The sequence below is a fragment of the Acidobacteriota bacterium genome (assembly GCA_016700075.1).
Lineage (GTDB): Bacteria > Acidobacteriota > Blastocatellia > Pyrinomonadales > Pyrinomonadaceae > OLB17.
Genome location: CP065000.1, coordinates 2,188,936 through 2,214,678 on the forward strand (window position 1 = coordinate 2,188,936; position 25,743 = coordinate 2,214,678).

Annotated in this window: 23 protein-coding genes and 1 pseudogene; 19 read left to right on the forward strand and 5 right to left on the reverse strand. The window is 54.7% G+C overall.

All coding sequences use genetic code 11. From position 1 onward, the window contains the following. The first annotated feature begins 243 nt into the window (after window positions 1-243). From IPM50_09910 to IPM50_09970, 13 genes are all read left to right on the forward strand, one after another. Window positions 244-3,264, forward strand: coding sequence for a hypothetical protein (locus IPM50_09910; protein QQS31990.1), 3,021 nt, complete (start codon window positions 244-246; stop codon window positions 3,262-3,264). Window positions 3,265-3,321: 57 nt separating this feature from the next. Further along, window positions 3,322-4,956 (forward strand): peptidase M14, encoded by a 1,635-nt coding sequence (locus IPM50_09915; GenBank protein ID QQS31991.1) that lies wholly within the window; start codon window positions 3,322-3,324, stop codon window positions 4,954-4,956. Between the two features lie 196 nt (window positions 4,957-5,152). Continuing rightward, window positions 5,153-5,632 carry an Rrf2 family transcriptional regulator gene (locus IPM50_09920; GenBank protein ID QQS31992.1) on the forward strand — a complete coding sequence of 160 codons (480 nt, stop codon included), beginning with the start codon at window positions 5,153-5,155 and terminating at the stop codon, window positions 5,630-5,632. A gap of 61 nt (window positions 5,633-5,693) precedes the next feature. Further along, on the forward strand, window positions 5,694-6,188 hold the full coding sequence (locus tag IPM50_09925; GenBank protein QQS31993.1) for a hypothetical protein: 495 nt from the start codon (window positions 5,694-5,696) through the stop codon (window positions 6,186-6,188). Window positions 6,189-6,216: 28 nt separating this feature from the next. Next, window positions 6,217-7,656 carry a Fe-S cluster assembly protein SufB gene (gene sufB, locus IPM50_09930; protein QQS31994.1) on the forward strand — a complete coding sequence of 480 codons (1,440 nt, stop codon included), beginning with the start codon at window positions 6,217-6,219 and terminating at the stop codon, window positions 7,654-7,656. An 80-nt stretch (window positions 7,657-7,736) separates the two neighbouring features. Continuing rightward, the gene (sufC, locus tag IPM50_09935) at window positions 7,737-8,489 is read left to right on the forward strand and encodes a Fe-S cluster assembly ATPase SufC (protein ID QQS31995.1); all 753 of its coding nucleotides are present in this window, start codon (window positions 7,737-7,739) and stop codon (window positions 8,487-8,489) included. A 3-nt stretch (window positions 8,490-8,492) separates the two neighbouring features. Beyond that, entirely contained in the window at window positions 8,493-10,616 is a 2,124-nt protein-coding gene (locus tag IPM50_09940; GenBank protein QQS31996.1) for a phospholipid carrier-dependent glycosyltransferase, read from the forward strand. A gap of 1 nt (window position 10,617) precedes the next feature. Further along, window positions 10,618-11,763, forward strand: coding sequence for a Fe-S cluster assembly protein SufD (gene sufD, locus IPM50_09945; protein ID QQS31997.1), 1,146 nt, complete (start codon window positions 10,618-10,620; stop codon window positions 11,761-11,763). 34 nt (window positions 11,764-11,797) lie between these two features. Next, the gene (locus tag IPM50_09950) at window positions 11,798-12,169 is read left to right on the forward strand and encodes a GxxExxY protein (GenBank protein QQS31998.1); all 372 of its coding nucleotides are present in this window, start codon (window positions 11,798-11,800) and stop codon (window positions 12,167-12,169) included. Between the two features lie 42 nt (window positions 12,170-12,211). Continuing rightward, window positions 12,212-13,432: a cysteine desulfurase gene (locus IPM50_09955; GenBank protein QQS31999.1), complete on the forward strand. Its 1,221-nt coding sequence runs from the start codon at window positions 12,212-12,214 to the stop codon at window positions 13,430-13,432. A 79-nt stretch (window positions 13,433-13,511) separates the two neighbouring features. Next, a complete protein-coding gene (locus tag IPM50_09960; GenBank protein ID QQS32000.1) occupies window positions 13,512-15,212 on the forward strand; it encodes a formate--tetrahydrofolate ligase in 1,701 nt (566 codons plus the stop codon). Continuing rightward, complete coding sequence (locus tag IPM50_09965; protein ID QQS32001.1) at window positions 15,213-15,662, forward strand: SUF system NifU family Fe-S cluster assembly protein; 450 nt, start codon at window positions 15,213-15,215, stop codon at window positions 15,660-15,662. Then, window positions 15,659-16,066, forward strand: coding sequence for a group III truncated hemoglobin (locus IPM50_09970; protein ID QQS32002.1), 408 nt, complete (start codon window positions 15,659-15,661; stop codon window positions 16,064-16,066). The genes IPM50_09965 and IPM50_09970 overlap by 4 nt, the downstream gene beginning before the upstream one ends. Here IPM50_09970 and IPM50_09975 read toward each other — a convergent pair. After that, the gene (locus tag IPM50_09975; GenBank protein QQS32003.1) at window positions 16,014-17,513 is read right to left on the reverse strand and encodes a glycerol-3-phosphate dehydrogenase/oxidase; all 1,500 of its coding nucleotides are present in this window, start codon (window positions 17,511-17,513) and stop codon (window positions 16,014-16,016) included. The genes IPM50_09970 and IPM50_09975 overlap by 53 nt on opposite strands. A 92-nt stretch (window positions 17,514-17,605) precedes the next feature. On the opposite strand from IPM50_09975, the gene IPM50_09980 reads away from it, so the two are divergent. Together IPM50_09980 and IPM50_09985 are read left to right on the forward strand one after the other, a co-directional pair. Continuing rightward, window positions 17,606-18,205 carry a DUF2585 family protein gene (locus IPM50_09980; GenBank protein ID QQS32004.1) on the forward strand — a complete coding sequence of 200 codons (600 nt, stop codon included), beginning with the start codon at window positions 17,606-17,608 and terminating at the stop codon, window positions 18,203-18,205. Between the two features lie 44 nt (window positions 18,206-18,249). After that, window positions 18,250-18,636 (forward strand): annotated as a pseudogene (locus IPM50_09985) (four helix bundle protein). 33 nt (window positions 18,637-18,669) lie between these two features. On the opposite strand, the gene IPM50_09990 reads toward IPM50_09985, so the two are convergent. Together IPM50_09990 and IPM50_09995 are read right to left on the reverse strand one after the other, a co-directional pair. Then, window positions 18,670-19,461: a hypothetical protein gene (locus IPM50_09990; GenBank protein QQS32005.1), complete on the reverse strand. Its 792-nt coding sequence runs from the start codon at window positions 19,459-19,461 to the stop codon at window positions 18,670-18,672. A gap of 4 nt (window positions 19,462-19,465) precedes the next feature. Further along, window positions 19,466-19,990 (reverse strand): DUF4149 domain-containing protein, encoded by a 525-nt coding sequence (locus IPM50_09995; protein QQS32006.1) that lies wholly within the window; start codon window positions 19,988-19,990, stop codon window positions 19,466-19,468. Window positions 19,991-20,153: 163 nt separating this feature from the next. Here IPM50_09995 and prmC point away from each other — a divergent pair, with 163 nt between their 5' ends. Together prmC and IPM50_10005 are read left to right on the forward strand one after the other, a co-directional pair. Then, entirely contained in the window at window positions 20,154-21,155 is a 1,002-nt protein-coding gene (prmC, locus tag IPM50_10000; GenBank protein ID QQS32007.1) for a peptide chain release factor N(5)-glutamine methyltransferase, read from the forward strand. Window positions 21,156-21,327: 172 nt separating this feature from the next. Beyond that, window positions 21,328-21,525, forward strand: a complete 198-nt coding sequence (locus IPM50_10005; protein ID QQS32008.1) for a hypothetical protein — start codon at window positions 21,328-21,330, stop codon at window positions 21,523-21,525. A gap of 57 nt (window positions 21,526-21,582) precedes the next feature. Here the strand turns inward: IPM50_10005 and IPM50_10010 are convergent, their stop codons facing one another. Both IPM50_10010 and IPM50_10015 read right to left on the reverse strand, forming a co-directional pair. Then, window positions 21,583-22,122, reverse strand: a complete 540-nt coding sequence (locus IPM50_10010; GenBank protein QQS32009.1) for a hypothetical protein — start codon at window positions 22,120-22,122, stop codon at window positions 21,583-21,585. 9 nt (window positions 22,123-22,131) lie between these two features. Beyond that, window positions 22,132-22,566, reverse strand: a complete 435-nt coding sequence (locus IPM50_10015; protein ID QQS32010.1) for a YtxH domain-containing protein — start codon at window positions 22,564-22,566, stop codon at window positions 22,132-22,134. Window positions 22,567-22,722: 156 nt separating this feature from the next. Between IPM50_10015 and lepA the strand changes: the two genes are divergently transcribed. After that, window positions 22,723-24,525, forward strand: coding sequence for an elongation factor 4 (lepA, locus tag IPM50_10020; protein QQS32011.1), 1,803 nt, complete (start codon window positions 22,723-22,725; stop codon window positions 24,523-24,525). 104 nt (window positions 24,526-24,629) lie between these two features. Continuing rightward, window positions 24,630-25,658 carry a carboxypeptidase regulatory-like domain-containing protein gene (locus tag IPM50_10025; protein QQS32012.1) on the forward strand — a complete coding sequence of 343 codons (1,029 nt, stop codon included), beginning with the start codon at window positions 24,630-24,632 and terminating at the stop codon, window positions 25,656-25,658. Window positions 25,659-25,743 lie beyond the last annotated feature (85 nt).

A 25,743-nucleotide genomic window follows, 5' to 3' on the forward strand; every position in this document is an offset into this window, starting at 1 on the left:
CTTTGCAGGCGGCAACCTATTCACGAGGTTAGCCGCCTAAGTTTTTAGGGATCAGAATTCACCACAGAGGACACAGAGAGCACAGAGAATTGTGAAAACGGATCGGGTGCACTGTGAAGACGGTAAGCTATTCAGCCTCTGATCCTTGCTAATAAACTTACCTCCATGTTCTCTGTGCCCTCTGTGGTGAACCATCTGCTTATGGCGTTGCGACTGTTGATCTTATTGTTACTGTTTGCCGGTATGACACATTCTCAAATGCCGCCGATCGAACCCGGCGTCTCGCTCGAGCTCGCAAAATGGCGCGCCGAACGGTATAGCGACGTCCGGTATAAGCTCAACCTCACGCTCGAAAAGATGTCGCCGGTGCTGAAAGGCACGATCGAGATCCGCGTAAAGGTGTCAGAACCGGGAGCGATAGCGACTGGGTCTCCGCCGCCGATCATCCTCGACTGGCGAAAGATCGCGGGCCATGAAGAGAAATCAAGCATTGCGAACATAAGCCTTAACGGCGTTGAGTTGAGTGTATCGCCCTTGCTAACGCGCGGGCTTTCGCAATCTGCTGCTCAACTTGAAGACAAAGATGCAGAAGCCCGCGCGTCAGCGAGGGCGATATCAGATCGCAGCTTTGAGGAATACAACGAACACCTCATCTTCCGCGACGGCGTTGTCTTGGGCGAGAACGTCATCAAGCTCGATTTCACCTCGCCGATATTGACGAGCGGGTCGGCGATAACGCGGTATGTGGATAAAGAGGACGGGTCGGAGTATATCTACTCGCTCTTTGTCCCAAGCGACGCCAGCACGGCGTTCCCAGTGTTCGATCAGCCGGATCTGAAGGCGAGGTTTGAGTTGAAGGTCAAGAGACCTAAGGACTGGGAGGTCATTTCGAACGCTCTAGGTGAAGATTCCGAAACGATTTTCAGCGACGGTAAGCCAAGAGAGTTCTCCTCTACGTTGGTCGAGACCAAACCCATTAGCACCTACGTATTCGCGTTCGCGGCGGGGCCATGGGAGCGCGTGTCAGAACCACCTGCGGTAGCGGGTGGTTTAACTCGGAGTACCACGAACGCGGCCAGAACGAGCGCGACCGATCCTAACCTTCAACCACCCGCTACCGCAGGTGGTTCTGACAGGACCGGGCCGCAGACCTCGATCTACGTCCGCAAATCGCAGGCCGCCAAGTTCAAGCCCCACGCAGCCGAAGTCTTTCGCCTCAACCGCGAGGCTATCAAATACTTCGAGGAATATTTCGACTACAAGTTCCCGTTTCCTAAGTACGATCTGGTTCTGATACCGGAGTTTCCGTTTGGCGGGATGGAGCATGCGGGGGCGACGTTTTTGCGGGAATCTTCGATCATTTTTCCGCAGGAGCCGACGCGGAACGACCACATCTCGCGGGCGTTGCTGATCTTTCATGAGGCGTCGCACCAGTGGTTTGGGGACACGGTGACGATGCGTTGGTTCGACGACCTGTGGCTGAAAGAGGGCTTTGCGACCTTTACGGCGTACAAGGCGATGGAGCGGATAATGCCGGAGACGATGGCGTGGAAGGTCTTCTACGAACGCGTCAAGCAGGCCGCCTACCAGACCGATTCGACCAAGGGAACGACGCCGATCTATCAAGAGATACCGAACCTCTCCGCCGCAAAGAGCGCCTACGGCAACATCGTCTACAACAAAGCCCCGGCGTTCCTGCGGCAGGCTGAGTTCTACCTCGGCGAAGACAAATTCCAAACCGCCGTCCGTGCGTTTTTGAAGAAGCATGAGTTTGGGAATGCAGGGTGGGAGGATCTGGTTAAACAGTTTGAGCTTGCGAGTAAGCAGGATTTGAAAGAATGGGCCGACGTCTGGGTAAGTAGAAAAGGATTACCGGCTTACCGTGTTGGTTGGGGGGAAGACATGGGAGCGCGGTATGAACATAAAATGGAGCAGATTAATGCTCATGAAGGCGTGACATGGAAGCAAAGATTAAATCTTCTTGTTTTGAAGAATGAAAAGACGTCCATCATAAACGTATATTTCGAAAAAGTTTATGAAAACCGCTCGATTGCAAGAATGGAAATTGCGCCATACAGGCCTTTATTCGAGTATCCATATCCCGAGCTTATTTTTCCCAATCACGGCGATCTCGGGTACGGGATTTTTTTATTAGATCGCAAGAGCCGCGATTACGTTCTGAAAAACATCCAGAACGAGAAGGACCCGTTCCTGCGGTCGATGATGTGGGGCGCTCTGTGGGACAGCGTCCGCGAGGGCGAGCTCGACCCGCGGGAGTTTGTGGAGCTGGTGGTCCGCGTTCAGAGTTCAAACTTTAGCGTTCAGAGTTCAAACTTTAGTTTGTTTCCCGGTGGCAAAGAGACGTCTGCGGGCAGCGGAGGGCAAGCTAAAGCTTGTACTCTGAACTGTGATGACGAATCGACGACGGCGTTGCTGCTCAGCCGCGTTGGGACGGCGATGAACTATTACATCGACGATAGCCGTTCGGCAGGGCTGCGGCCGCGGGTCGAGGATCTGCTCATCGAGCAAATGCAGAGCGCGGAGACACTCGGACAAAGGATCACCTATTACCGGGCGTTTTTGAACATCGCATCGAGTGCCAATGGGAGGGAAGTATTGCGGGCGATGCTTAAGACAAAAATCGGAGAAAAAGCAAATGACGAACCGAAGCCGTTCCCTCCGGGTATTTATTCTAAAGAAGACGTCGAAAGAATTCTTCGTTTCGAGGAAATGCTGCGAAAGCTTCCGCTCAAGACGAAAGACAAATTCGACATCGTCACGCGGCTGTTGATCTTGGGCGATCCGGATGCGGCGACGCTATTGGCGGAACTCGAGAAAACAGAAAGTAGCGATGATGCGAAGCGATATGCATACGCTGCGAGGGCGGGCATCGCGACGGCTGAGAACAAGGCGAAGTATTGGAACGATTTCGTGAGCAACAAAGACATCTCGGAAAGCTGGATCGAGGCCGCGTTTGGGCCGTGGAACTCCATCCGGCACAGCGAGTTGACGCTGCCCTATCTGCAACGGGCTCTCGCGGAGCTTCCCAACCACAAACGCAATCGCAAGATATTTTTCGTCAACGGCTGGCTCGGCGCCTTCATCGGCGGACAGCGTAGCGAAGAGGCGTTGGGAATCATCAACAAATTCCTTGCCGACAACCCGACGCTCGACCGCGATCTGCGGCTCAAGATATTGGAGAACGCCGACATCATCGAACGAGCGGTAAAGATACGCGGAAAGTATTCAAAGCCGCGGTCATAGGGCCGCAAGGTGAAATTGCTTAACAATCGAACAAAAATCTGATATCGTCCGCTTATTATGTTCCAAACGCTTAGAGGAAAGGCCGGCGCAGCGGTGCTGATGGCGGCACTCTGTTTCGCGGCATTTACGCCCGTATTCGCTCAAGTTGCGGCGCCGAACAGCGAGCTCATCGTCGCCCGCATCGCTGTCAAGACCGATGCCGACATGCGGAGAGTAATGGACCTCGGGCTCGACCTGATGGAATATCGCGAGGGCGACGACCTGATCTTTATCACCACCGCTGCACAGATCGCGGAATTGCAGAGGTCGGGATTTGACGTGCGGCCTGATAAAAAATTGACCGCCGAACTGCCCCGTAACGGCGTCGAGACGTTCAACGGCGGTTATCGTACCGTCGAGGAAACGTACGCATTCCTCAACCAGATGCAGGCTTCCTACCCGAACCTCGCCCGCGTTTTCACCTACGGCGACAGTTGGCTCAAGGTGCAAAACCCGGTGAACGGCTACAAGTTGACCGGAATCACGCTAACCAGCCAGAGTTCCGACCGACGGCCAAAGCCCACATTCCTGCTTCAAGCCGGACTTCACGCCCGCGAACTCGTTCCGCCGGAACTTGCGACCAGGTTCATCTCTTATCTGCTTACGAATTACGGCATCGATGCCGACGCCACCTGGCTGCTCGACGAACACAGGATAGTCGTGATCCCGATCATGAATCCCGACGGGCGAAAGATCGCCGAGACCGGTGCGTTAAAGCGTAAGAACATGAACAATCTCTCGGGCAGCTGTACGACCGTGACCACCGGAATTGACCTCAATCGCAACTATTCGTTCCGTTGGGGCATCGTCAATCCGCCGACCGAACCGTGCGGCGAGACCTTTCCGGGCCTTACCGCCGCTTCCGAGCCTGAGATCGCGTACCAAGAGGCTCTGATCGCGACGCTTTTCCCCGACCAGCGAGGTGCCCCGCGTAACGAACCTGCACCCATTGATGCTACGGGTGCTGTCCTCGACATGCACTCGACCGGGAATCTCATACTCTATCCTTGGGGTGAAGATACCCTGCCTCCGCCAAACCCGCAGATCGTTACCCTTGCCAGAAAAATGGCCGCTTACAACGGCTACAATCCGATACAAGGCGTCAATTTGTATCCGACCAGCGGCTCGGCGAAAGATTATGCCTACGGCGAACTGGGTGCTGTTTCGATGACGATGGAGATCGGCAACGGCTCAGGCACTTGCGGCGGATTCATGCCCGCTTACACATGCATCGAGGGCGGCGGTACGGCGGGAAACTTTTGGAGCAAGAACCTGCCCGTCCTGCTCTACATGGCAAAAACCGCAAGAACGCCGTACATGATTGCGGAAGGCCCGACCGCCGAGACACTGACGATCACAGCGCTTTCTACAGCGTCATTCAGGTTTCGTGCGCAGTTCAGCGACGAGTTCAACGGCGGGCAGCCTATCGCTGCCGCCGAGGCCTATCTGAATACGCCGCCGTGGCGTGGCGGTACGCCGATAGCTATGACGCCTGAGGACGGCAGCTTTAACAGCATGAACGAATACGCCCTCGCCACGTTCAACATCCGCAGCGGAACGCACATTATTTATGTCCGGGCACGCGACACGGCGGGAAATTGGGGTTCCGTAAAGGCCGTCTTTAAGACTGATGGCCTATGGCCGGCAGGCTAGTATTCCGGTACAGATCGTTCGCTCTAACAATAGTTGCGGCAGGTATGCGTTACTGCCGCCCTTTCTTTTTGTGCAAAGTTCCCGGCGGCAGAAATATGCAGGTTTACGGACTGCACGCAATCTTGACAAAAAAATAATGTTTTGAGATTATTGGGTTTATGGTTGGCAACGTCAAAGCATTGCAGCAGGGTGGTTTATGAAAATTTCGGCGCAAGAGGAATATGGGCTTCGGTGCCTAGTTCAGTTGGCAAATCTGAAGGATGGCGAATCGCTTACTCTGCCGCAGATAGCTGAGCTCGAGGGCATCTCGACGGCGAACGCCGGCAAGCTGATGTGGCTGCTCAACAAAGCGGGCTTTGTTAATTCGACCCGCGGGACGAAAGGCGGCTATTTTCTCGCACGCCCTGCCGGTGAGATATATCTGAACGAGATCATAAAAGTGCTGGACGAGGATGTTCTAAGCTCACATTGTGAGGGCTACACGGGCGTGCTCGATACGTGTGTGCACACGGGCGATTGCGGCATACGGCCGGTCATCGTCGGCCTGCACGAGATCGTCGAGAACGCTCTCTCTCGGATCACGCTCGCTCAGTTGGTGGGTTCTGAGAAAACGGTAGATGCGATGTTCCATCAGATACAGGGAATCCACAGGACGATAGAGCCGCAGAGGATCTGAGTTTTGCGAACACGTTGATATTGGTGCGGCGAATAGTTTTATTTCAAGCAAGGGTACAGGTATGAAAAGGGATCTTGCAGTTATCTTTTCGGTCATGATCTTGGCGATCGGCGGTTTTGCACAGGCATCGGCCGAAAATGCCGCATTGGAAGCGGAGATGAAAAAGTTCATCGGATCCATTGAAAAGCGAGACACGACCGTCTTCCTGAGCTACATTTCGCCGGAAAAGGGCCTTAGGATCATGAACACCATCGATCAGGGCGAAGAGGGCAACATGGACAACCCAATGCTCGATTCGACGCTGACCTACAAGGAACTTGCCGACGATCTGAAGAAGAAAGGTGATCTTTATCAGGGCATTTTCAAGCCCTCGGAAGACAGTCCGAATTTTCACGATGCATTTGCCAAGCGAACTGAGAAATGGGTGCTCGTCGCGGGCAACAAATTTCAATTAGTTGACGCAGAGACAGGTAAGCCGAATAACGCTTTCTATGTGAAATGGGAAAAGCAGGGCGATAACTGGCATGTGACAGAGGTCGGCCGGCTGATCTCGTAGAACGCGATAGCCCGAGTCAAGAATCATTATGTCGACAGCAGCAGAATTACTACAGAATCGCGAATACAAGTACGGATTCGTCACCGATATCGAAACGGACATTATCCCGAAAGGATTGTCCGAGGACACGGTCCGTCTGATCTCGCAAAAGAAGAACGAGCCCGAGTGGATGCTTGAGTTTCGCCTGAAGGCGTATCGCCAATGGCTGAAAATGGAGCAGCCCAAGAATTGGCCGAACTTTGAATATCCTGAGATCGATTTTCAGAATATCTCGTACTATGCGGCACCGAGGCAAGAGCCGACAAAGGCGTCGATGGACGAGGTCGATCCGGAACTGATCAAGACGTTTGAGAAGCTTGGCATTCCGCTTTCTGAGCAGAAGATGCTTGCAAATGTGGCGGTGGATGCTGTTTTCGATTCGGTCTCGGTCGCGACGACATTCAAGAAAAAGCTGCTCGAAGCCGGCGTGATATTTTGCTCTTTTACAGAGGCGGTCGAGGAATATCCTGAGCTGATCCAGAAATATCTCGGTTCGGTCGTGCCCGTCGGCGACAACTATTACGCCGCCCTGAACTCCGCCGTTTTCTCGGACGGTTCGTTCGTTTACATTCCGAAAGGCGTTCGGTGCCCAATGGAGCTATCGACATATTTCCGCATCAATACGCAGGAATCGGGGCAGTTTGAACGCACCTTAATTGTTGCAGAAGAAGGCGGTTACGTCGCCTATAATGAGGGCTGCACGGCGCCTCAGTTCGATACGAATCAGCTTCACGCGGCTGTTGTCGAGCTCGTCGCATTGGACAATGCCGAGATCAAGTATTCGACCGTTCAGAACTGGTACGCCGGTGACGAAACGGGCAAGGGCGGCATTTATAACTTCGTAACGAAACGCGGAGCCTGCCGCGGTGTGAATTCGAAGATCTCGTGGACGCAGGTCGAGACGGGCTCGGCGATCACCTGGAAATATCCATCGGTGATACTGCAGGGCGACAATTCGATCGGTGAATTTTACTCGGTCGCGCTCACTAACAACGCCCAGATCGCCGACACGGGCACGAAGATGATCCACCTCGGCAAGAACACAAAGTCGACGATCGTCTCAAAGGGCATCTCGGCCGGCCGATCGAACAATTCGTATCGCGGACTCGTCAAGGTGATGCCGAAAGCCGACGGAGCACGCAACTATACGCAGTGCGATTCGATGCTGATCGGCGGCCGGTGCGAGGCGAACACGTTCCCTTACATCGAGGTGATGAATAACACCGCCCGCGTAGAGCACGAGGCGACCACATCGAAAATTTCTGAAGAACAGCTTTTCTATCTGCAGCAGCGAGGGCTTTCGCAAGAGGACGCCGTTTCGCTGATCATTAACGGTTTCTGTAAAGAGGTCTTCCGCGAACTGCCGATGGAATACGCGGTCGAAGCACAAAAGCTGCTCGGGCTCAAATTGGAAGGCAGCGTCGGCTAGATCAATTTAACCACCGAGAGCACAGAGAACGCAGAGGCTCGTTTGGTTGGGCTCCGCGTCATCTTCTGTGAAGAGAATTTATGTTGCTTGAAGTAAAAGACCTGCATGCAGGCATTGACGGAAAAGAGATATTGAAGGGCCTGAATCTGCGTGTGCAGAAAGGCGAGGTACACGCGATCATGGGGCCGAACGGCTCCGGCAAATCGACGTTGTCAAAAGTGCTCGCGGGGCATCCTTCGTATGAAGTGATGTCGGGCGAGGTGATCTATGAGGGCAAGAATTTGCTCGAAATGGACCCCGACGAGCGCGCACGCGACGGCGTTTTTATGGCGTTCCAGTATCCGGTCGAGGTGCCGGGCGTGTCGAATTCGCAGTTCCTGCGGCTCGCCTACAACGAGAAGATGAAGCACACTGGCGGCGAGGAGCTCGACCCGCTGGAATTCAACGACTATCTGAAAGAAAAGGCGAAGATCGTCGAAATGGACCCGCAATTTTTCAAGCGTTCGGTGAACGAAGGCTTTTCGGGCGGCGAGAAAAAGCGCAACGAGATACTGCAGATGGCCGTGCTCGAGCCGAAGCTCGCCATTCTTGACGAGACCGATTCGGGCCTCGACATCGACGCTCTTCGCATCGTCGCCGAAGGCGTCAACAAGCTCCGTTCGGCGGACAACGCCATCATCCTCGTTACGCATTACCAGCGTCTGCTCAACTACATCCAGCCGGATTTCGTCCACGTTCTCGCAAACGGCAAGATCGTCAAAGAAGGCGGCAAAGAGCTTGCCCTCGAACTCGAAGAAAAGGGCTACGACTGGGTCAAGGCCGCCGGAAACTAGCGCGTGACCGAGAAAGCGAACAGAAGCGGCAATGCGGTGCTAGTCGCCATTTGGGCGGCGGCATTGCTTGTCGTTTTCACGGCTTTTCGTTTCGATGACATTCTGAAGCTGCCGTCGCTGGTCGGCAACCTCGGCGGCGGGCCGCTGTTCGGCAGCGGGATCGCAGATTCATTTGCCGCTGTGGTCGCGGCGCTTGTTATCGGCTTTTCGTGGTTTTGTCTCGGCAGTTTCATCTATAGTTTTATTCCTGCTTCTGATGATCGGGCCTCATCTTTCGAGATGGATATAGCGAAAAAAGCCGCTCTCGGAGCTGCCGCATTTTCGCTTGTTTGGTTCTTTCTGGGACTCGCGGGGCTGTACAACAGCATCGCCGCGTCGTTCAGCGTTCTGTTCGGATTTCTTGCAGGAGTTTATGCTTTCACGCGAAAGAAGGGCACGAAAGCATCGCTGCAAGATGACGGAGACCGCTCGCCGTTCATCATAGTTCTGAAAGTTCTGATAGCGGTGCCGCTGCTTCTTTCGCTGATCTCGTCGCTCGCTCCGCCGACCGCTAAAGACACGCTGCTTTATCATTTCTCGGTCCCGAAACAGTTCATCGCACAGGGCGGCAATGCTTTCATCGAGGGCAACATCGCGAGCTATCTTGCGTTGGGAACTGAGATGCACGTCGTTTGGGCTCGTCTGCTCGGCGGCTTCATTAGCGAACGTGCGGCCGAAGCTGCCGGCGGTGCGGTGCTGTGGCTTTTTTTTCCGCTGCTGCTCGCGGCGGTTTACGGCTGGGCCCGCGAAGAAGGAATTTCGAAACCGTGGTCGTTATTGGCTACTGCATTGGTCGCGTGCATACCGACGGCGTATCACGTGGCGGCGAGCGGCTACGTAGATCTGGCATTGTCGCTGTTCGTCGTGCTGGCGGCTCATTCGCTGCTGAATTGGCTGTGGACAGGCAGCACAAGGTCGGCGATATTGCTTGGAATCTTCTTGGGTGCGGCGTTGTCGATAAAGCTGACAACGGTGTTCGTGATCGCGGCATTCGTTTTGATCGTCCTGTTGCGGGCTAGGCAGAATAAGGATGGGCAAGCTGGCAGCCTGCGGTCCGGCGGGGCGGGCAGGTTTGTACTCACCGGATTTGGGGCGTTGTTGTTGGCGGGCGTCATTGCGTCGCCGTGGTATCTGCGGACTTGGGCCGAAACGGGCTCTCCGGTGTTCCCTTTTTATATGAGCATCTTGCCGGGCGAGGCTCCCGGCTGGGACGTCGAGCGGTCGAACCTTTTTCAGGGGATGAATTCGCAATACGGCGGCGTCCAAACTCATCCGGAAAACTATCTGATCGCACCGCTGCGCATTTCGCTTGCGGCGCAGCCTGAGGACGCGAACCTTTACGACGGCGTCATCGGTGCGATGTTTATCATCGGGCTGCCGTTGGTGCTGTGGGCCGCCTGGAAACGCGAACTTGCGGACGGTGTCGGATCGCTGCTCATAGTCGTGGGCGTCGTGTATCTTTTCTGGCTTTTCTCAAGCCAGCAACTGCGTTATCTGCTGCCGATAATGCCGCTGCTTGCGATAGCTATAGCATCGGCCGCTGACAAGTTGAAAGATGGAGCGATGCGCAACGCCTGGAAGTATTCACTTACGGCGGCGTCCTTTATTGCGGTGCTGACGGCGCTCGCGTGGTTCTCGATGAAGGCACCGCTGCGGGTGGCGTTCGGCGGCGAAACGACCGGAGTTTATCTAACGAGAAATCTCGATCATTACAGCTACTACTCGTGGCTGAATAGCGAGAGCGGCGGCGACGAAAAGACGTGGCTCATCAATATGCGCCGCGATACGTATCACATCGAGCGTCCCATTTTTTCCGACTACATCTTTGAGGATTGGACGCTGAGAAAGATGGTTTGGGACGCACGTTCGGCGGAAGACCTGCGGCAAAGGACGCGCGAGATGGGCGTGAATTATGTTCTGGCGAGGCACGATTTTTTGTTCAACTACGACCGCACAACACTCGTCGACGACCGAAAACCCCGGCCCGAGAATGAGGCGAAACTGAAGATCGCTAAGGAATTTTTGCTGGACCCGGCGCGGACCATTCGTGCTGACGAGAAGTTCAGCCTGATAAGGATCGATAAGTGAAATGACATCAGCAACGATGGAAACTCTTTTTGGACAATGTTTTAGGGACAGCATCGCGTCGGAAAAGGATGTGATGGTAAAGGCTCTGCGCGAGGAAGCATTCTCGTATTACGCGGCGACCGGTTTCCCGACGCCGAAGGACGAGGACTGGAAATATACCAATGTCGCCGAGATCGCGAAAGGCGAGTGGCCGTGTACGCAGATGCGCACGCAGCTTCCGGACGACGACCCGCGGCCGCGTGTGATGCTCGAGAATTTTCGTTTCGGGCGCAACGGTTTTACGGCTCTGAATCTCACATTCGCGGATCTTTCTGTCGTCGTTATTCCGCGTGAGACGAGCGTCGCGGAGCCCATCGAACTAGACCTTTCCGCCGCTGAGGGCGAGATGGCGTCGCCGCACGTGATCGTCATTGCCGAAGCAGGAAGCAAAGCCACGATCGTCGAGACATATAAAAGCGGCGGCCGCGGGCTGATGAATTCGGCGGTGCAGATCGTCGTCGAGGAGAACGCCAACCTGACGCATTATCGTGTGCAGAAAGACGCGGCGGACGCCTACAACTACGGCGTGACGGAAGTTACGGTCGGCCCTTCGGCACGGTACGACCTGACCAATATCAATCTCGGCGGTGCCATTTCGCGGCACGACATCGACGCTAAGCTGATCGCTGAGGGCGGCGAGATCTGGGTGGACGGGCTGTATATCCTGTCGGGTTCACAGCATCACGACACGCATTCCAGCATCGACCACACCGTGCCGAACTGCAATTCGCATCAGACATACAAGGGTGTGCTCGACGGCAGTTCTCGGGGCGTTTTTAACGGCAAGGTCTTTGTCCGCGAAAACGCGCACGGCACCGACGCACAGCAGCAGAACAAAAATCTTCTGCTGTCGAACGATGCCCGCGTCGATACGAAACCGCAGCTAGAGATATTCAACGACGACGTGAAATGCTCGCACGGAGCGACCGTTGGCCAGCTGGAGGACGAGGAGATGTTCTATCTGCTGACGCGCGGCCTGCCCGAAACGCTCGCACGCAACCTTCTGACGTACGGTTTCGCCGAAGAGATCATCAACAAGATCGAGATCGAGTCGATCAAAAGCGAGCTTGATGCGATGGTGCTGAACCGGCTGAATACGGTGATCTAACCACAGAGGACACAGAGAGCACAGAGGGCAGGAAATGGAGTTGAACTCAGTCACCGAAGCGATCATCGGCGCAGCGATCGAGGTTCACAAAGCACTTGGCCCCGGCCTGCTGGAAAGTACTTATGAGGTTTGTTTGCTGCATGAGCTTGGAAAGCGAGGTCTGAAAGTCGAAAAGCAGGTGCCTATTCCTGTTGTGTACGACACGGTCAGGCTGGATGCCGGATACCGAATTGACCTGCTTGTTGAGGACGAGGTGATCGTCGAATTAAAGGCGGTCGATACGCTGCATCCGATCCATGAGGCGCAACTGATCTCTTATTTGAAATTGAGCAATAAGAAGATCGGTTTGCTCATCAATTTCAACGTTAAGCTCTTGAAAAACGGCGTAAAGAGGATCGCTAATTGAAACCCTCTGTGTGCTCTGTGCTCTCTGTGGTGATGTGAATTTATGACTTGGGATGTAGAAAAAATAAGGCGGGATTTTCCGGTGCTGTCGCGTGAGGTGAACGGCAAGCCGCTGGTTTATTTGGATAACGCGGCTTCGTCGCAGGTGCCGCAGATGGTGATAGACCGCGGTTCGAAATACCTTGAAGAGGAGCATTCGAATGTTCATCGCGGTGTGCACTATTTGTCGCAGCACGCGACAAACGCATTCGAGGCGGCGCGTGAAAAGGTAAAGCGTTTCATAAACGCACGCGAGGCGGCTGAGTGTATTTTCGTCCGCGGCTGTACGGAGGGCGTCAACCTTGTCGCGCATTCCTACTGCAAAGGCTTCGTCAACGAAGGCGACGAGATCCTCGTCTCGCAAATGGAACATCATTCGAACATCGTTCCGTGGCAGGTGGCAGCCGCCGAACGCGGTGCCCGCGTGCGTGTGATCCCGATAAACTCAACCGGCGAGCTTGTCATCGAGGAATACGAGGCGATGCTGAACGAGAGGACAAAAATTGTCGCCGTTTCCCACGTTTCAAACAGTCTCGGTACGGTCAATCCTGTCAAGGAAATGATCACGACCGCGCATAAATACGGCGTGCCGGTGTGCGTGGACGCGGCGCAGAGCGTACCGCATTTTCCGGTTGATGTGCAGGACCTCGATGCTGATTTCTTTGTTTTTTCGGGGCACAAGATGTTCGCCCCGACCGGCAGCGGTGTCGCCTATGGCAAGCGGGAATGGCTGGACAAGATGCCGCCCTATCAGACAGGCGGCGGCATGATCCGCACCGTCAGTTTTGACGGCACGACGTATGCGGCGATACCCGAAAAATTCGAGGCAGGCACGCCCGCCATCGCCGCAGCGATCGGATTAGGTGCGGCGATCGACTACCTGAACGCACTTGATTTCGAGGCCGCTGCCGCATATGAACACGAGTTGCTCGAATACGTCACATCGCGGCTAGCGGACATCGAGGAAGTAACGATCATCGGTACAGCCGCACAAAAAGCAAGCGTGCTGTCGTTCACCATCGACGGCATTCATCCGCACGACATCGGCACAATTCTCGATCAGCAGGGCATCGCGATACGTGCCGGACACCACTGCGCTCAGCCGGTGATGAACTTTTTTGACGTTCCCGCGACGGCACGCGCGTCGTTCGCTTTTTACAACACGCGCGAAGAGATCGATAAACTTGCCGACGCCATTCAAAAGGTCATCGAAGTTTTTGCATAACAGGCGGCTGGGGCGAACTTGGTGTAATATGTGAGTGAGATCACACCATGCAGGCCGGCTTGGATAGGATAATCGCCTTATGAAAACAGACCTTGAGATCGCCCAGAGTGCAAGACTTCGCCCCGTTGTTGAGATCGCTGAACAGCTCGGACTCGGCCCCGACGACATAGACCTTTACGGCAGCCCGTATATCGGCAAGGTGCGGTTGGACGTGCTGGAAAAGTTCAAAGACCGCCCGAACGCCAAATACATCGACATCTCTGCCATCACGCCGACGCCGCTCGGCGAAGGCAAATCGACGACGCTGATCGGGCTCGGCCAGGCGATGAAGCACCTCGGCAAGCGATCGGTGATAACGCTGCGGCAGCCTTCGCAGGGGCCGACATTCGGCATCAAGGGCGGCGCGGCCGGCGGCGGCATGGCGCAGGTCGTGCCGATGGAGACATTCAACCTGAATCTGACCGGCGACATCCATGCCGTTACGGCCGCGAACAACCTGCTCGCCGCGATGATCGATAACCGGCTGCTTCGCGGCAATCCGCTGAACATCAATCCGCACAGCATCACGTGGAAACGCGTAGTTGATACGAATGACCGTGCTCTGCGAAAGATCATCGTCGGCCTCGGCGGCCGCATGGAAGGCGGCATTCCGCGGGAGACGGGTTTTGATATCACCGTCGCCTCAGAGGTGATGGCGATACTCGCCCTGACGACGTCGTTGCAGGATATGCGAACGCGTTTCGGCCGCATCGTCGTCGGCATGACGCACGACAAAACGCCCGTCACCGCTGAAGAGATCGGCGCCGCCGGTGCGATGACGGTGCTGATGCGTGACGCCATTCGACCGACGATAATGCAGACGCTGGAGAATACGCCGGCACTCGTCCACGCAGGCCCGTTCGCTAATGTCGCACACGGCAACAGCAGTATCCTCGCGGATCTGCTGGGCGTAAAGATGGCTGATTATCTGATGACCGAATCGGGTTTCGGCGCGGACATCGGCGCAGAGAAATTCTTCAACATCAAATGCCGATATTCGGGCCTCAAGCCCGACGCCTGCGTGATCGTGGCGACCATCAGAGCTCTGAAATCGCACAGCGGAAAATTCAAGATCGTCGCGGGCAAACCTTTGCCGCCTGAAATGCTCGAATGCAGCGTTGCGGACGTTGAGGCAGGGGCGACAAATTTGCGCAAACAGATCGAGAACGTCCGCCTGCACGGTGTGACGCCCGTCGTCGCCATCAACGCTTTCGAATCGGACCACGCGGAAGAGATCGAGGCCGTCAAACGCATCGCCGTCGAGGCGGGAGCGCTCGGAGCGGCTGTTTCGACGCATTGGGCGGACGGCGGCAAAGGGGCCATCGAGCTTGCGGAAATGGTGATCGCCGCGGCCGACGAGCCGAACGAATTCAAATTCCTCTACGACCTCGATCAACCGATCAAATCAAAGATCGAGACCATCGCGACGAAGATCTACGGTGCGGCGGACGTGCGCTTCGAGCCGTTTGCCGAACAGCAGATCGCATCGTACGAGGCGAATGGTTTCGGCAATCTGCCGATCTGTATGGCGAAAACGCACCTTTCCCTGAGCCACGACCCGAAGCTGAAAGGTGCTCCGTCGGGCTTCACATTGCCCGTCCGCGAGGTGCGTGCGAGCGTCGGTGCGGGCTTTATTTATCCTATCTGCGGCGATATGCGCACGATGCCGGCTCTGCCCGAACACCCGGCGGCCGAACGCGTGGATATCGACGAGAACGGGAACGTGGTTGGGCTATTTTAGATGTCAGAACTGAACGAGCTATATCAGGAGACCATCCTGGAACACAACAAGAATCCGCGGAATTTCCGCGAGATCGATGATGCGGACAAGACCGCGTTCGGCAACAATCCGCTTTGCGGCGATGCACTGCAGGTCTTTGTGAAAATGGACGGCGATACGGTCGCTGACGTCGCATTCAAAGGCTCAGGCTGCGCCATTTCGAAAGCTTCGGCGTCGATGATGACGCAGGCCGTGAAGGGCAAAACTCGTGAAGAGGCCGACAAGCTTTTTGACGAATTTCACCGTATGGTCACGGGCGAGCTTGATATTGAATCTGACGAAAATCACCTCGGCAAGCTGCGGGCGTTCGCCGGAGTGCTCGAATTCCCGGCGCGTGTCAAATGCGCCAGCTTGAGCTGGCATACTCTCACCGCCGCTCTGCACGATTCCGGCGAGGCATCGACCGAATGATGATGCGCGATATCGAAACACGCGATGATATTGAGAGGCTGATGCGTGAATTCTATTCGGTCGCTATGACCGACGCCGAGATCGGCCATCATTTCGTAGAGCTCGATCTGGAAGAACATCTGCCGAAGATCGTCGATTTCTGGGAAAAGGCACTTTTCGCCCGGCCCATTTATTTCAACAATCCGCTCGCCGTTCATCAGAAACTGCACGAAAAGGTCCCGATGACGACCGAACATTTCCGCCGCTGGGTTGAGATCTTCGTCGAAAAGGTTGACCTGTTGTTTGTAGGAGAGGCCGCAGAGGCCGCCAAATTCAAGGCCCGTATGGTCGCAGACAGCTTTGACCAGCGGCTTAATCTTGACTCGCGGTTTCATCAGGTCGATATTTCGCGACAGACGCGTTGAAGCTTTCCATTTGACCGGCTTCCCACGCAGATCCCTTTCCCAACTCCCTTTTCAATATTTCTGCGGCGATCGGAACAAGACCGGCAACGGCTCCTGCGTCCAAAGGAAGGATGCGTGTGCGGCGGGCGAGGACGTCTTCGACGGTACGAGCCATTTCATCGCGGACGGCGCGTTCAATGTCGCCGGTGGTGTAAGGAAAGTCGGGATGCAGCGTCTCGCCTGCTGCGTATTGCGGCGCCGAGATCGCCAGGTCTTTAGTAACGCATTTTCTCCTTTCCAGGCCGCCGATGTCGGCAGCTTTGTTGACCGCGTCCTGAGCCATGCGGCGATATGTCGTCCATTTTCCGCCAGTGATCGTGACGAGTCCGTTCGGGTCGATGAAGAGTTCGTGTCCGCGAGAAAGCTTTGATGTCGCCACATTTGCCTGAGTTCTTATCAGCGGCCTGATGCCTGCCCAAGACGACAGAATGTCGGCACGCGTCGGCTTTTCGGTGAGATATTTCCCGGCTGTCTCGAGCACGAAATCGATCTCAGCTTCCATCGGTCGCGGATCGAATGACGCCGAATTTACCGGCGTGTCGGTCGTCCCAATCAAAGTATGGCCGAGCCAAGGAATGCAGAAAAGCACACGGCCGTCGGCGGTTTTCGGGATCATTATCGCGGCGTCGGCCGGCAGAAATCTCTTGTCCAGCACGATATGAATTCCCTGCGAATATGTTGTCGTCGGCTCGGCATTGTTGTCGGCGATGCTGCGAATTTCGTCGCAGAAAACACCCGCTGCGTTGATGACCGACCGAGCGTTCACGGTGTATTCGGCGTTCGTCTCCGAATCGCGAAAAACAATTTCAAAGCCGATCACTTTTGATCCGCCGATGCTTTCGACCGATGCATAGTTCACGATGCACGCACCTCGCCGCGACGCCTCACAGGCCATATCTATCAGCAGCCGGGCGTCGTCAAACTGCCCATCGGTGTAAACGACGCCGCCCGAAAGCCCGTCTTGAACAACGGTCGGCAATCGCTTGATGGTCTCAGCACGCGAGATCATCTTGGAGCCGCCTATACCGTGAAAGCCGGCGAGCAGATCATAAACTTTCAGCCCGATGCCGTAGAAAAGCTCGTCGCGAAGGCCATAGCACGGAATGACGAAGTCGAGTTTGTGTGCGGCGTGCGGTGCGTTCTTTAGAATGATCGAGCGTTCACGCAGTGCCTCGCGGACGAGCGAGATGTCGCCCTCACGAAGGTAGCGGACGCCGCCGTGTATCAGCTTTGTCGAGCGGCTCGACGTACCGCTGCCGAGGTCGTATTTTTCTAACAGAAGAACATCATAGCCGCGTGACGCCGCATCCAGCGCGCAGCCGACGCCCGTCGCACCGCCGCCTATCACAACGATATCCCACGCCGCCGTGCGTTCGGCGATACGTTCTAAATTCTCTCCGCGGTTCATTCTTTCCGGTCTTGATTCTGCACTAAACGGACGGCGTCGGGCAATTGCGCCTCTTGAACTCTTCGGCGGTTCAGACGATAATCAGCGACGAAATGAGCGAAACATCAGATAACAAAAACGGCTTCTTTTCTGAGGTCGGGCATATTCCGATCGCAGTGACCGTTGTGATCTTTATCGCGACCGGTATAACGCTCGCCGTGATGGGCCGCGTTATTTGGTGTAAAGAGGGCGACCCTGCACCGTGGTCGTGGGACATCTGGACAACGCACAATTCCCAGCACCTCGTCGATCCGTATGCCTTCACTCATGTTCTGCACGGCATACTTGAATTCTGGCTGATCGGCCTGGTCTTCTATTTCCTGCCGCTCGGCTGGCGGTTTTCGCTGGCCATTCTGATCGAGAGCATTTGGGAGGTTGCCGAAAATTCGCCAGCGATCATCGAACGATATCGAACCGTTACTTTGTCGCTCGATTATTTCGGAGATTCAGTAATGAATTCGCTTGCCGACATCGTCGCCTGCGCGCTTGGGTTCTGGATCGCTTTCAAGATAGGTTTCGTCCGCTCACTGCTTCTATTCCTCGCTACCGAGGCCTTCCTGATCGCATGGATCCGCGACAGCCTGATCCTAAATATAATAATGCTGTTGTATCCGCTGGAAGCGATCAAAGCGTGGCAAATGGGCGGGCAATAAGGCGAAAGGCAAAAGGAAGAAACTGATTGAGGCAACAAGTAATGATGGGAGCGGATAACGATAAAACTTACGATATTCGTGAGCGAGCGTTTTAGTTCGCGGTCAGGATCGTGAAACTCTGCCAATTTCTTTCAACGAAAACTGAGGTCAACCGGATCCTGATAAATCAACTTTTCGCCGCCGGAACATCGATCGGGGCTAATCTTGAAGAGGCGGGCTCCGGGGAAACGGGCAAGGACTTCATACATAAAAACTCTATTTCTCTTAAAGAAGCCCGAGAAACAGGATATTGGTTACGCCTCTTGCAAACCTCTTACAAGCTTCCGCCAGGAATCGTCAAAGGCATTACTGAATTGACCCAAGAAGCAGATGAGCTTTCGAGAATAGTCGGTAAGATAATCGTCAATAAGATGAACAATCTTGGACGATGAATTTTGCCTTTTGCCTTACTACTTTTGCCTTTATCATCTTTCGCCGCGAGCGGCTTCGACCTGTGATTGCAGATCAACGGCGAGTTTTCGCGAGCTCGGCTGGTCAAATGTCTCGGTCCAGCGCAGGGCTTCGTCGAGAATGCGGAGTTGATATTCACGCCAATCAGCTTTGCCTGCGACCGAGCCGAGTTCGCCTTTGTAATATGCGGTTCTGGGCGGGCGGACCATGTCGGTCACAGATGTATCGACCGACAGCATCATCGTCGGAATGCCGCTTGCCTCGATGACTCGTGCGACGATGCCGAGAGTCTGATGGCAGAGCCGCGACGCAGGGATCAAAAGAGCCGCCTGAGTGTTGTAGCGGTGCAGGCGTTCGGCAATGCGTGGGCCGATGTCATTGGCGACGGCCGCGGCGTTGGGTATCCAAGGGCTCAGGCTCCACCAAACCTGATTCAGCGATCCGATAACGGAATTCTCCTGATATTCGAGCAGGCGTTCGATCGGGATCTGCACGTTGCGGTCTGCCATGACCGCAGCCGGATCATAGCCTTTCGCCGCGAAGCGCAGGTCGGCTGCCTCGACCTCGACGGGAATCTCGCGGAAATTCAGATCGCCATCGCGCGACGCGAGGTCAAACGGATCCGTGCCGTCGATATACGCTCCGGCGGAAGAGATGAGCGCCAGATTCAGCATTGGCAGAGCCCTGCGGACAGGCGTGAACGGAGCACGCACATTTTCCACGAACGGATATCCGCGAAGCTCTTCGTTCGCATTCCAATTGGCAAAACGCCTCTCAAATTCTTCGAGTTTTTCGATGACGTCCATATTTTCAGACCTTGAATTCCTTTGAAAAATCGTAAACATCGCCGGACTGTTCGGGTTTGCCGAAACGGCGGTTCGAGATAATGAAAAATGTTACCAATGCCGCCGCCATTCCCGCAAAGAGCACCCAGACCGAATATTCGTGCAGCATGTTGAACTGAACACGAAGCGGATCATCGACAGCGAGGTCGTCGATCGGCCCGCTCATCTGCGATCGGATCGATGACAGCCAAAAACCTATGACAAAATGCCCAATAGCGCATGCGGCAAATAGTAGCATCAACAAGATCCTTTCTGCCCACATCCACAGAGGCCTAACGCCGGACATGCCGAACAGTGTCGTCAAAAGCAACAGTCCTGATATCGCGATGCCGCAGTAATTCAGGACCGCGAGGGTGCTGTTCACGATCGAACCGGCCATTTCACGCTGGGGCAGAACGGCGAACGCACTTTGAGCGACCGCGATGAAAAACACGGCCGCACCGAGCCAGATCCCCAGCAATAGAAGCCGAATATCCGAAAAAAATTTCATCGAAAATAGCGCCGCCGCAAGGCTTAATTATCCTGCTTTTCGTGTGAAAGGGCAAAGAGAACGGCTTGTGAGCATCTGCGGCAGAGTATTCCCCACAAATACGCGAAGACAGCAAAGGCCGCAAAGTGACGCCGCATTTATACACGGGGCGATTTCGGTGATAATGAAAAGAGAGAAGATGAACGTCGCAGAAGGACTGGATCTGGCTACAAAAAGACTCGCGGCCGCGGGCGTAGCAAATGAGCGCCGCGAGGCGGTTTCGCTAATGATGCACGCTATCGGCAAGGACCGTACATTTCTGTATGCGCATCGTGAATATGTCCTGTCGGATGCCGATGAAAATAATTTTTCCGACTTTCTCGAAAGACGAGCGAACCGCGAACCGCTGCAATATATCATCGGAGTTCAGGAGTTTTACGGGCTTGAATTTGAGGTAACGCCCGACGTGCTCATACCGCGGCCGGAGACCGAGCTGCTGGCCGAACAGGGTTTGGAAATAATGGAAAGCGTGCCCGACGACCCTCGGTTCTTGGAGATCGGTGTGGGATCAGGCTGTATCAGCGTTTCTATATTGAAACATGTGCCAAACGCTCGTGCCGTCGCGGTCGATATCTCTCGGGCAGCCATTGCTGTCGCCGAGCGCAATGCCGTTCGCCACGGCGTTCGCGACCGCATCACGTTGATTCAAAGCGACGTTTACGAGAATGTGGAAGGCAAATTCCACTTGATCGTCTCCAATCCGCCATATATCCCCGACGAGGACATTGCCGATCTGATGAAAGAGGTTCGAGGTTTCGAGCCGCCGCCTGCATTGGCCGGAGGCAGCGACGGCCTCAGTATAATGCGTCGGATCATCGATGGAGCGCCCGATCATTTACACGAAGGAGGTGCCATTCTTCTCGAGGTCGGAGCGGGACAAGCGGGAGCCGTGGCATTGCTGCTCGATCGGAGCTTGTTCGCATTCGTACAGGTCCAAAATGATCTGGCAGGCATTGGCCGGATGGTCGGAGCCCTTCTTAAGAGAAAAACCAAAGACAAAAAGCAACCCTTCGTTTGCGGCGGCGCGGCACATTTTCGCTCGGACCGTCGTTCGGAGCCTCTGACAGATGAAGACTACGAGAGGATCTGCAATGAACTCAACGAACTTCACGGGCATAATTCGTGATCGACGACATCAAAATTCCTTGCTTTTAGAACTAAAATGAGGTTACTATCGTCTTACAAATAGCTGTAGTAATTTGAAAACACCGTGGTGGTCGCAAGTAGGCACTTGGACAGCAGTTTCAGGTTTAGAAGCCCATTACAGGGCCAGGCAAGTTAGGATCGGAGGTGATTTTGTGAAGGACATGCTTTATGCCATTTTGGCATTGGTTTCTGCGGTTCTCGCCGTTGTGATATTTCTTCAATATCGGGCCAGCGGAGAGCTTTGGCAGTTCGTGGTATTTATTGTTTTCCTTTTGGCGACTATCGGACTCGGTGGGCTTTTCCTGTCGGGCAGGGTGAACAAGACGGAGGACATCCATATCACGGAATAGCGACCGAACAGCGTTTCCGATGGGCTGCGTATTGTCGTACGAAAGGTTTCGGGGAAATTACCCGATGAACAGTTCGTCTTCTACGTAAACCCGGTCGATCTGTTTAGGGGCAGGGGCAAAGAGGACCTCGAGCCCCTTTCTCACACCCGCCATTATGGCAGCGATCTCGCGTGCCGGAACCACGATCTTTTGGTTCACGAATTCAGTGGTGTCCAGGACCTTGGCATGGGTTTGGTCTATAGACCGGCTGACCATGCCGACCTTGTCCTTTGCAGTGACGGCGGTTTCGCTGACCAGCATTTTCAGCTCGGCGACCTCATCCTTTATCAGCTCAGTTGATTCGGCAAGGTGCTTTGTGGCGACAGAGAGATTGCTGGAGACCTCAGTAAAATGCACGGATATCTCGCGCCCCTGAGCGCTGATGGCATCTACTTTGGTAATTAGCGGATCGACGCGAGCCTCTATGTTCCGCACCGTCGCTATCACCTTTCTCACCGTGACGGCGATGGCGATCAGAGCCGCCGCCATCACGATGAAACATACCGCTATGATGATCGACGAGACCATCATCCAAAACTGAGGATCACCAGCGTTCATATCTCGAATTTACTTTCCGTCGTCCTCTACGCTGTAGGTCGGACGGCCTTCTGCAATTGATTTAGGCTCGTTCTTACGTTTTTCGGCGGTGTATGCGTCCTTGCCGGCCTCGATGGCCGCTGCGAAAGGGTTCGCAGTACGGGCGGCCGCTGATTTTGCTTTTTCAGCAAATTCTTCAGCCTTTTCCGAAGCGGTCTCGAGGATATCCTCGGCCTTTTCCTTCGTCACTTCGTAATATTCACCCGCCTTTTCCTGCAGATGATGAGCGGCCTCTTTGCTTTTCTCCAGCCCTTTGCGGGAAGCCTCGGCAATGTCATGCCGCAGCTCTTCGCCGGATTTCGGAGCAAAAAGCAATGCGAGGATCGCACCGATGCCGCCGCCGACCAGCAAATAGGTCAATTTTGTCGCGGCGCTGGTTTCGTCCCTGTTAAAATCGTTTCCCATAATGATTCCTCCTGTGCCTTTGCGACACAAATTATTACCATGTCTTATACGAACACTATAACAAAATCTGCCTGAAAGGGGCAATGAAATATTTCCGGCGATGCGGAAAATGCGAGTGTATATGCGATTTGCTACAATTCTCGTTTGACCTTTGTTATGGACCGAGAGCTGATACGCAACTTTTCGATCATTGCCCATATCGACCACGGCAAATCGACCCTCGCCGACCGCCTGCTGCAGTTGACGGGAGCGGTCGCCGAGCGCGATATGGAAGCGCAGCTGCTCGACGATATGGACCTGGAACGCGAGCGCGGCATTACCATCAAAGCGCATGCTGTCCGGCTGGATTACAAGGCAAAGAACGGCAAACAATACGTACTCAATCTCATTGACACGCCCGGCCACGTCGATTTTTCTTACGAGGTCTCGCGTTCGCTTTCAGCCTGCGAAGGAGCTCTGCTGGTGGTCGACGCTTCGCAGGGCGTCGAAGCTCAGACATTGGCAAATACATACCTTGCCATCGAGAACGACCTCGAACTCATTCCCGTACTGAACAAGATCGACCTGCCGTCAGCAGAACCCGACCGCATTAAGGAACAGATCGAGAGCATCGTGGGACTCGACGCGAGCGAGGCGGTCCTGACATCAGCAAAAACAGGTGCAGGCGTCGATGAGGTCCTCGAAGCAATTATCGAAAAAGTTCCTCCGCCAAAAGGCGACCGAAACGAGCCGCTGAAGGCGCTGATCTTCGACAGTTGGTATGACAGCTACCGCGGCGTTATCGTACTTTTCCGAATCATTGACGGCACGCTTAAGAAGGGCACAAAGATTCAGTTCTTCAATACCGGACGTGAGTATCTCGTTGAAACCATTGGGGTTAACCGGCCTAAGGCGACGCCGATAAACGAGCTCGGGCCGGGCGAGGTCGGCTTTATGACGGCTTCGATCAAGACGGTCGCGGACGTCCAGATCGGCGACACGATCACTGAGGCGGCAAATCCGACCAAGGAACCTTTCCCCGGTTTTCAGGAAGTAAAGCCGATGGTCTTTGCTGGGCTTTATCCTACCGATTCGGCGCAATACGAAGACCTCAGAGACGCGATGGAGAAGCTGCGGCTCAATGACGCATCGTTCTTTTTCGAACCGGAAAGCTCGACGGCTCTCGGCTTCGGTTTCCGCTGCGGATTTCTGGGCCTGCTTCACATGGAGATCGTTCAGGAGCGGCTGGAGCGAGAGTTCAATCTGGAGCTGATCACGACGGCGCCCGGCGTGCGGTACCGCGTGACGACGACCGACGGCGCCGTGCACGAGGTCGATTCGCCGTCGCAGCTGCCCGATCCGGCACGCATCGCAAAATTTGAAGAGCCGTTCATCGAGGCGACCATTCTTACCAATGAGGCGTTTCTCGGCGGCATTCTTCCTCTTCTCGATGAAAAACGCGGCATCCAAAAGCGCTTTGAATACGTGACGAAAGACCGCGTGATGCTGGTTTACGAGCTTCCGCTCAACGAGATCGTGCTCGATTTCTACGATCGGCTGAAGAGCGTGTCACGCGGTTACGCGTCGCTGGATTATCATCTGTCGGGCTATAAGGAAAGTAAGCTGGTGAAACTCGACATTCTCGTTTCGGGCGAGCCTGTCGATGCGCTTTCGCTGATAATGCACTCGGACACGGCACAGGCGAAAGGTCGCCTGCTGACCGCGAAGATGAAAGAGCTGATCCCGCGGCAGCTTTTCGAAGTGCCGATCCAAGCCGCCATCGGCAATAAGGTGATCGCCCGCGAGACCGTCAAGGCGATGGGCAAGAACGTGATCGCAAAATGCTATGGCGGCGACATCTCGCGTAAACGCAAACTTCTCGAAAAGCAAAAAGAAGGCAAGCGGCGTATGAAGAAGGTCGGCCGCGTTGAGATACCGCAGGAGGCATTTCTGGCAGTTCTGAAGGTCAATCAGGGCTAATTTCAGCCTCGCGCCCGTAAATTATTCTTTCGATCTCGCGCTTCCTGCTATAATTGCCGCATAATGACAAGGCGCAAAAACCTGTCTTGGAGGCAATTGTTCAAATGGCGGTATTACGACGCTTAACCTTTCTATTTCTTATTCTCTCCTTTACTTCTGTATATAGCACGGCTGCTGACGAAGCCGCGTCGAGCACGATAACAGGCCGGGTTTACGACCGGCAACGAAATCCGCTGCCCGATGTTGACGTCGAGCTGCTCGACGATCTATACCGCGTGATGATGAACGGCCGGACAAAAACCGACAGCTCCGGGCGATATCAGTTCAGCGGCCTGTCGAACGGCAACTATACCATCCGTGTTTTCGCATTTCGGTACGATCTGGAAGACCAGTCGATACCATTGGAGATAAACACCCAGAATATCCGCGGCGGCGAGGGAAGCGGTTATTTCACTCAGGATTTCTTTCTTTCGCCAAAACGCGGCAGCCTTGCTGCGGCAGAGACGGGAACTGTCTTTGCACAAGAGGTACCCGATGAGGCAAAGCGTCTGTATGGCGAGGCATTGAAGGAGTTCGAAGAAAAACGGCAGATCGAAGGCATCAACACGCTGAACCGAGCACTCAACATTTTCCCGAAATATTACGACGCACTTTATCGAGCGGGCAGAGAGATGTATGTTCTAGGACGCTATCGCGAGGCGGTCCCGTATTTTCTGCGTGCGGTCGAGGTGAATGAAAAGAGCGCCTACACACTGTATTACCTGGGCAATTGCTTCTATTTCATGGGCAAGGATTTTTACAAGGCGTCACAGACGGCTCTTTCACAGTCAGCAATTCTCGCACCCGGATCGGCTCAGGTTTTCTATTCGCTTGGCCGGACGCAGCGTGCGATGGGAAATTTTGCGGACGCCGAAAAGAACCTGCTGAACGCGAAACGCAATTCGAAACTGCCCGTGGCTGAGATACAGCGCGAACTTTCCCAGCTTTATGCGAACGACCTGAAGAAATTCGGCGAAGCGGCGGACGAACTCGAGCTTTACTTAAAAGCTTCGGGATTTGTCGGAAAGGAAGCCGAAGATATAAAGAGTAAGATCGCCGACCTGAGGAAAAAGGCAGGTAAGAAGACCGAATAGGCCTTTACCTTATTTATACGAACTAAATAGCCGCCGCATAGGCGGCTCTTTTGTTGCGCATAAAAAGGCCCGCCTCCGAAGAAGC

Excerpts from the sequence above, each read along its gene's own strand:
- IPM50_09910 (QQS31990.1), top strand. The coding sequence starts at position 244 with ATGACACATTCTCAAATGCCGCCGATCGAACCCGGCGTCTCGCTCGAG.
- IPM50_09915 (QQS31991.1), top strand. The coding sequence starts at position 3,322 with ATGTTCCAAACGCTTAGAGGAAAGGCCGGCGCAGCGGTGCTGATGGCG.
- IPM50_09920 (QQS31992.1), top strand. The coding sequence starts at position 5,153 with ATGAAAATTTCGGCGCAAGAGGAATATGGGCTTCGGTGCCTAGTTCAG.
- IPM50_09925 (QQS31993.1), top strand. The coding sequence starts at position 5,694 with ATGAAAAGGGATCTTGCAGTTATCTTTTCGGTCATGATCTTGGCGATC.
- sufB (QQS31994.1), top strand. The coding sequence starts at position 6,217 with ATGTCGACAGCAGCAGAATTACTACAGAATCGCGAATACAAGTACGGA.
- sufC (QQS31995.1), top strand. The coding sequence starts at position 7,737 with ATGTTGCTTGAAGTAAAAGACCTGCATGCAGGCATTGACGGAAAAGAG.
- sufD (QQS31997.1), top strand. The coding sequence starts at position 10,618 with ATGACATCAGCAACGATGGAAACTCTTTTTGGACAATGTTTTAGGGAC.
- IPM50_09950 (QQS31998.1), top strand. The coding sequence starts at position 11,798 with ATGGAGTTGAACTCAGTCACCGAAGCGATCATCGGCGCAGCGATCGAG.
- IPM50_09955 (QQS31999.1), top strand. The coding sequence starts at position 12,212 with ATGACTTGGGATGTAGAAAAAATAAGGCGGGATTTTCCGGTGCTGTCG.
- IPM50_09960 (QQS32000.1), top strand. The coding sequence starts at position 13,512 with ATGAAAACAGACCTTGAGATCGCCCAGAGTGCAAGACTTCGCCCCGTT.
- IPM50_09965 (QQS32001.1), top strand. The coding sequence starts at position 15,213 with ATGTCAGAACTGAACGAGCTATATCAGGAGACCATCCTGGAACACAAC.
- IPM50_09970 (QQS32002.1), top strand. The coding sequence starts at position 15,659 with ATGATGATGCGCGATATCGAAACACGCGATGATATTGAGAGGCTGATG.
- IPM50_09975 (QQS32003.1), bottom strand. The coding sequence starts at position 17,513 with ATGAACCGCGGAGAGAATTTAGAACGTATCGCCGAACGCACGGCGGCG.
- IPM50_09980 (QQS32004.1), top strand. The coding sequence starts at position 17,606 with ATGAGCGAAACATCAGATAACAAAAACGGCTTCTTTTCTGAGGTCGGG.
- IPM50_09990 (QQS32005.1), bottom strand. The coding sequence starts at position 19,461 with ATGGACGTCATCGAAAAACTCGAAGAATTTGAGAGGCGTTTTGCCAAT.
- IPM50_09995 (QQS32006.1), bottom strand. The coding sequence starts at position 19,990 with ATGAAATTTTTTTCGGATATTCGGCTTCTATTGCTGGGGATCTGGCTC.
- prmC (QQS32007.1), top strand. The coding sequence starts at position 20,154 with ATGAAAAGAGAGAAGATGAACGTCGCAGAAGGACTGGATCTGGCTACA.
- IPM50_10010 (QQS32009.1), bottom strand. The coding sequence starts at position 22,122 with ATGAACGCTGGTGATCCTCAGTTTTGGATGATGGTCTCGTCGATCATC.
- IPM50_10015 (QQS32010.1), bottom strand. The coding sequence starts at position 22,566 with ATGGGAAACGATTTTAACAGGGACGAAACCAGCGCCGCGACAAAATTG.
- lepA (QQS32011.1), top strand. The coding sequence starts at position 22,723 with ATGGACCGAGAGCTGATACGCAACTTTTCGATCATTGCCCATATCGAC.
- IPM50_10025 (QQS32012.1), top strand. The coding sequence starts at position 24,630 with ATGGCGGTATTACGACGCTTAACCTTTCTATTTCTTATTCTCTCCTTT.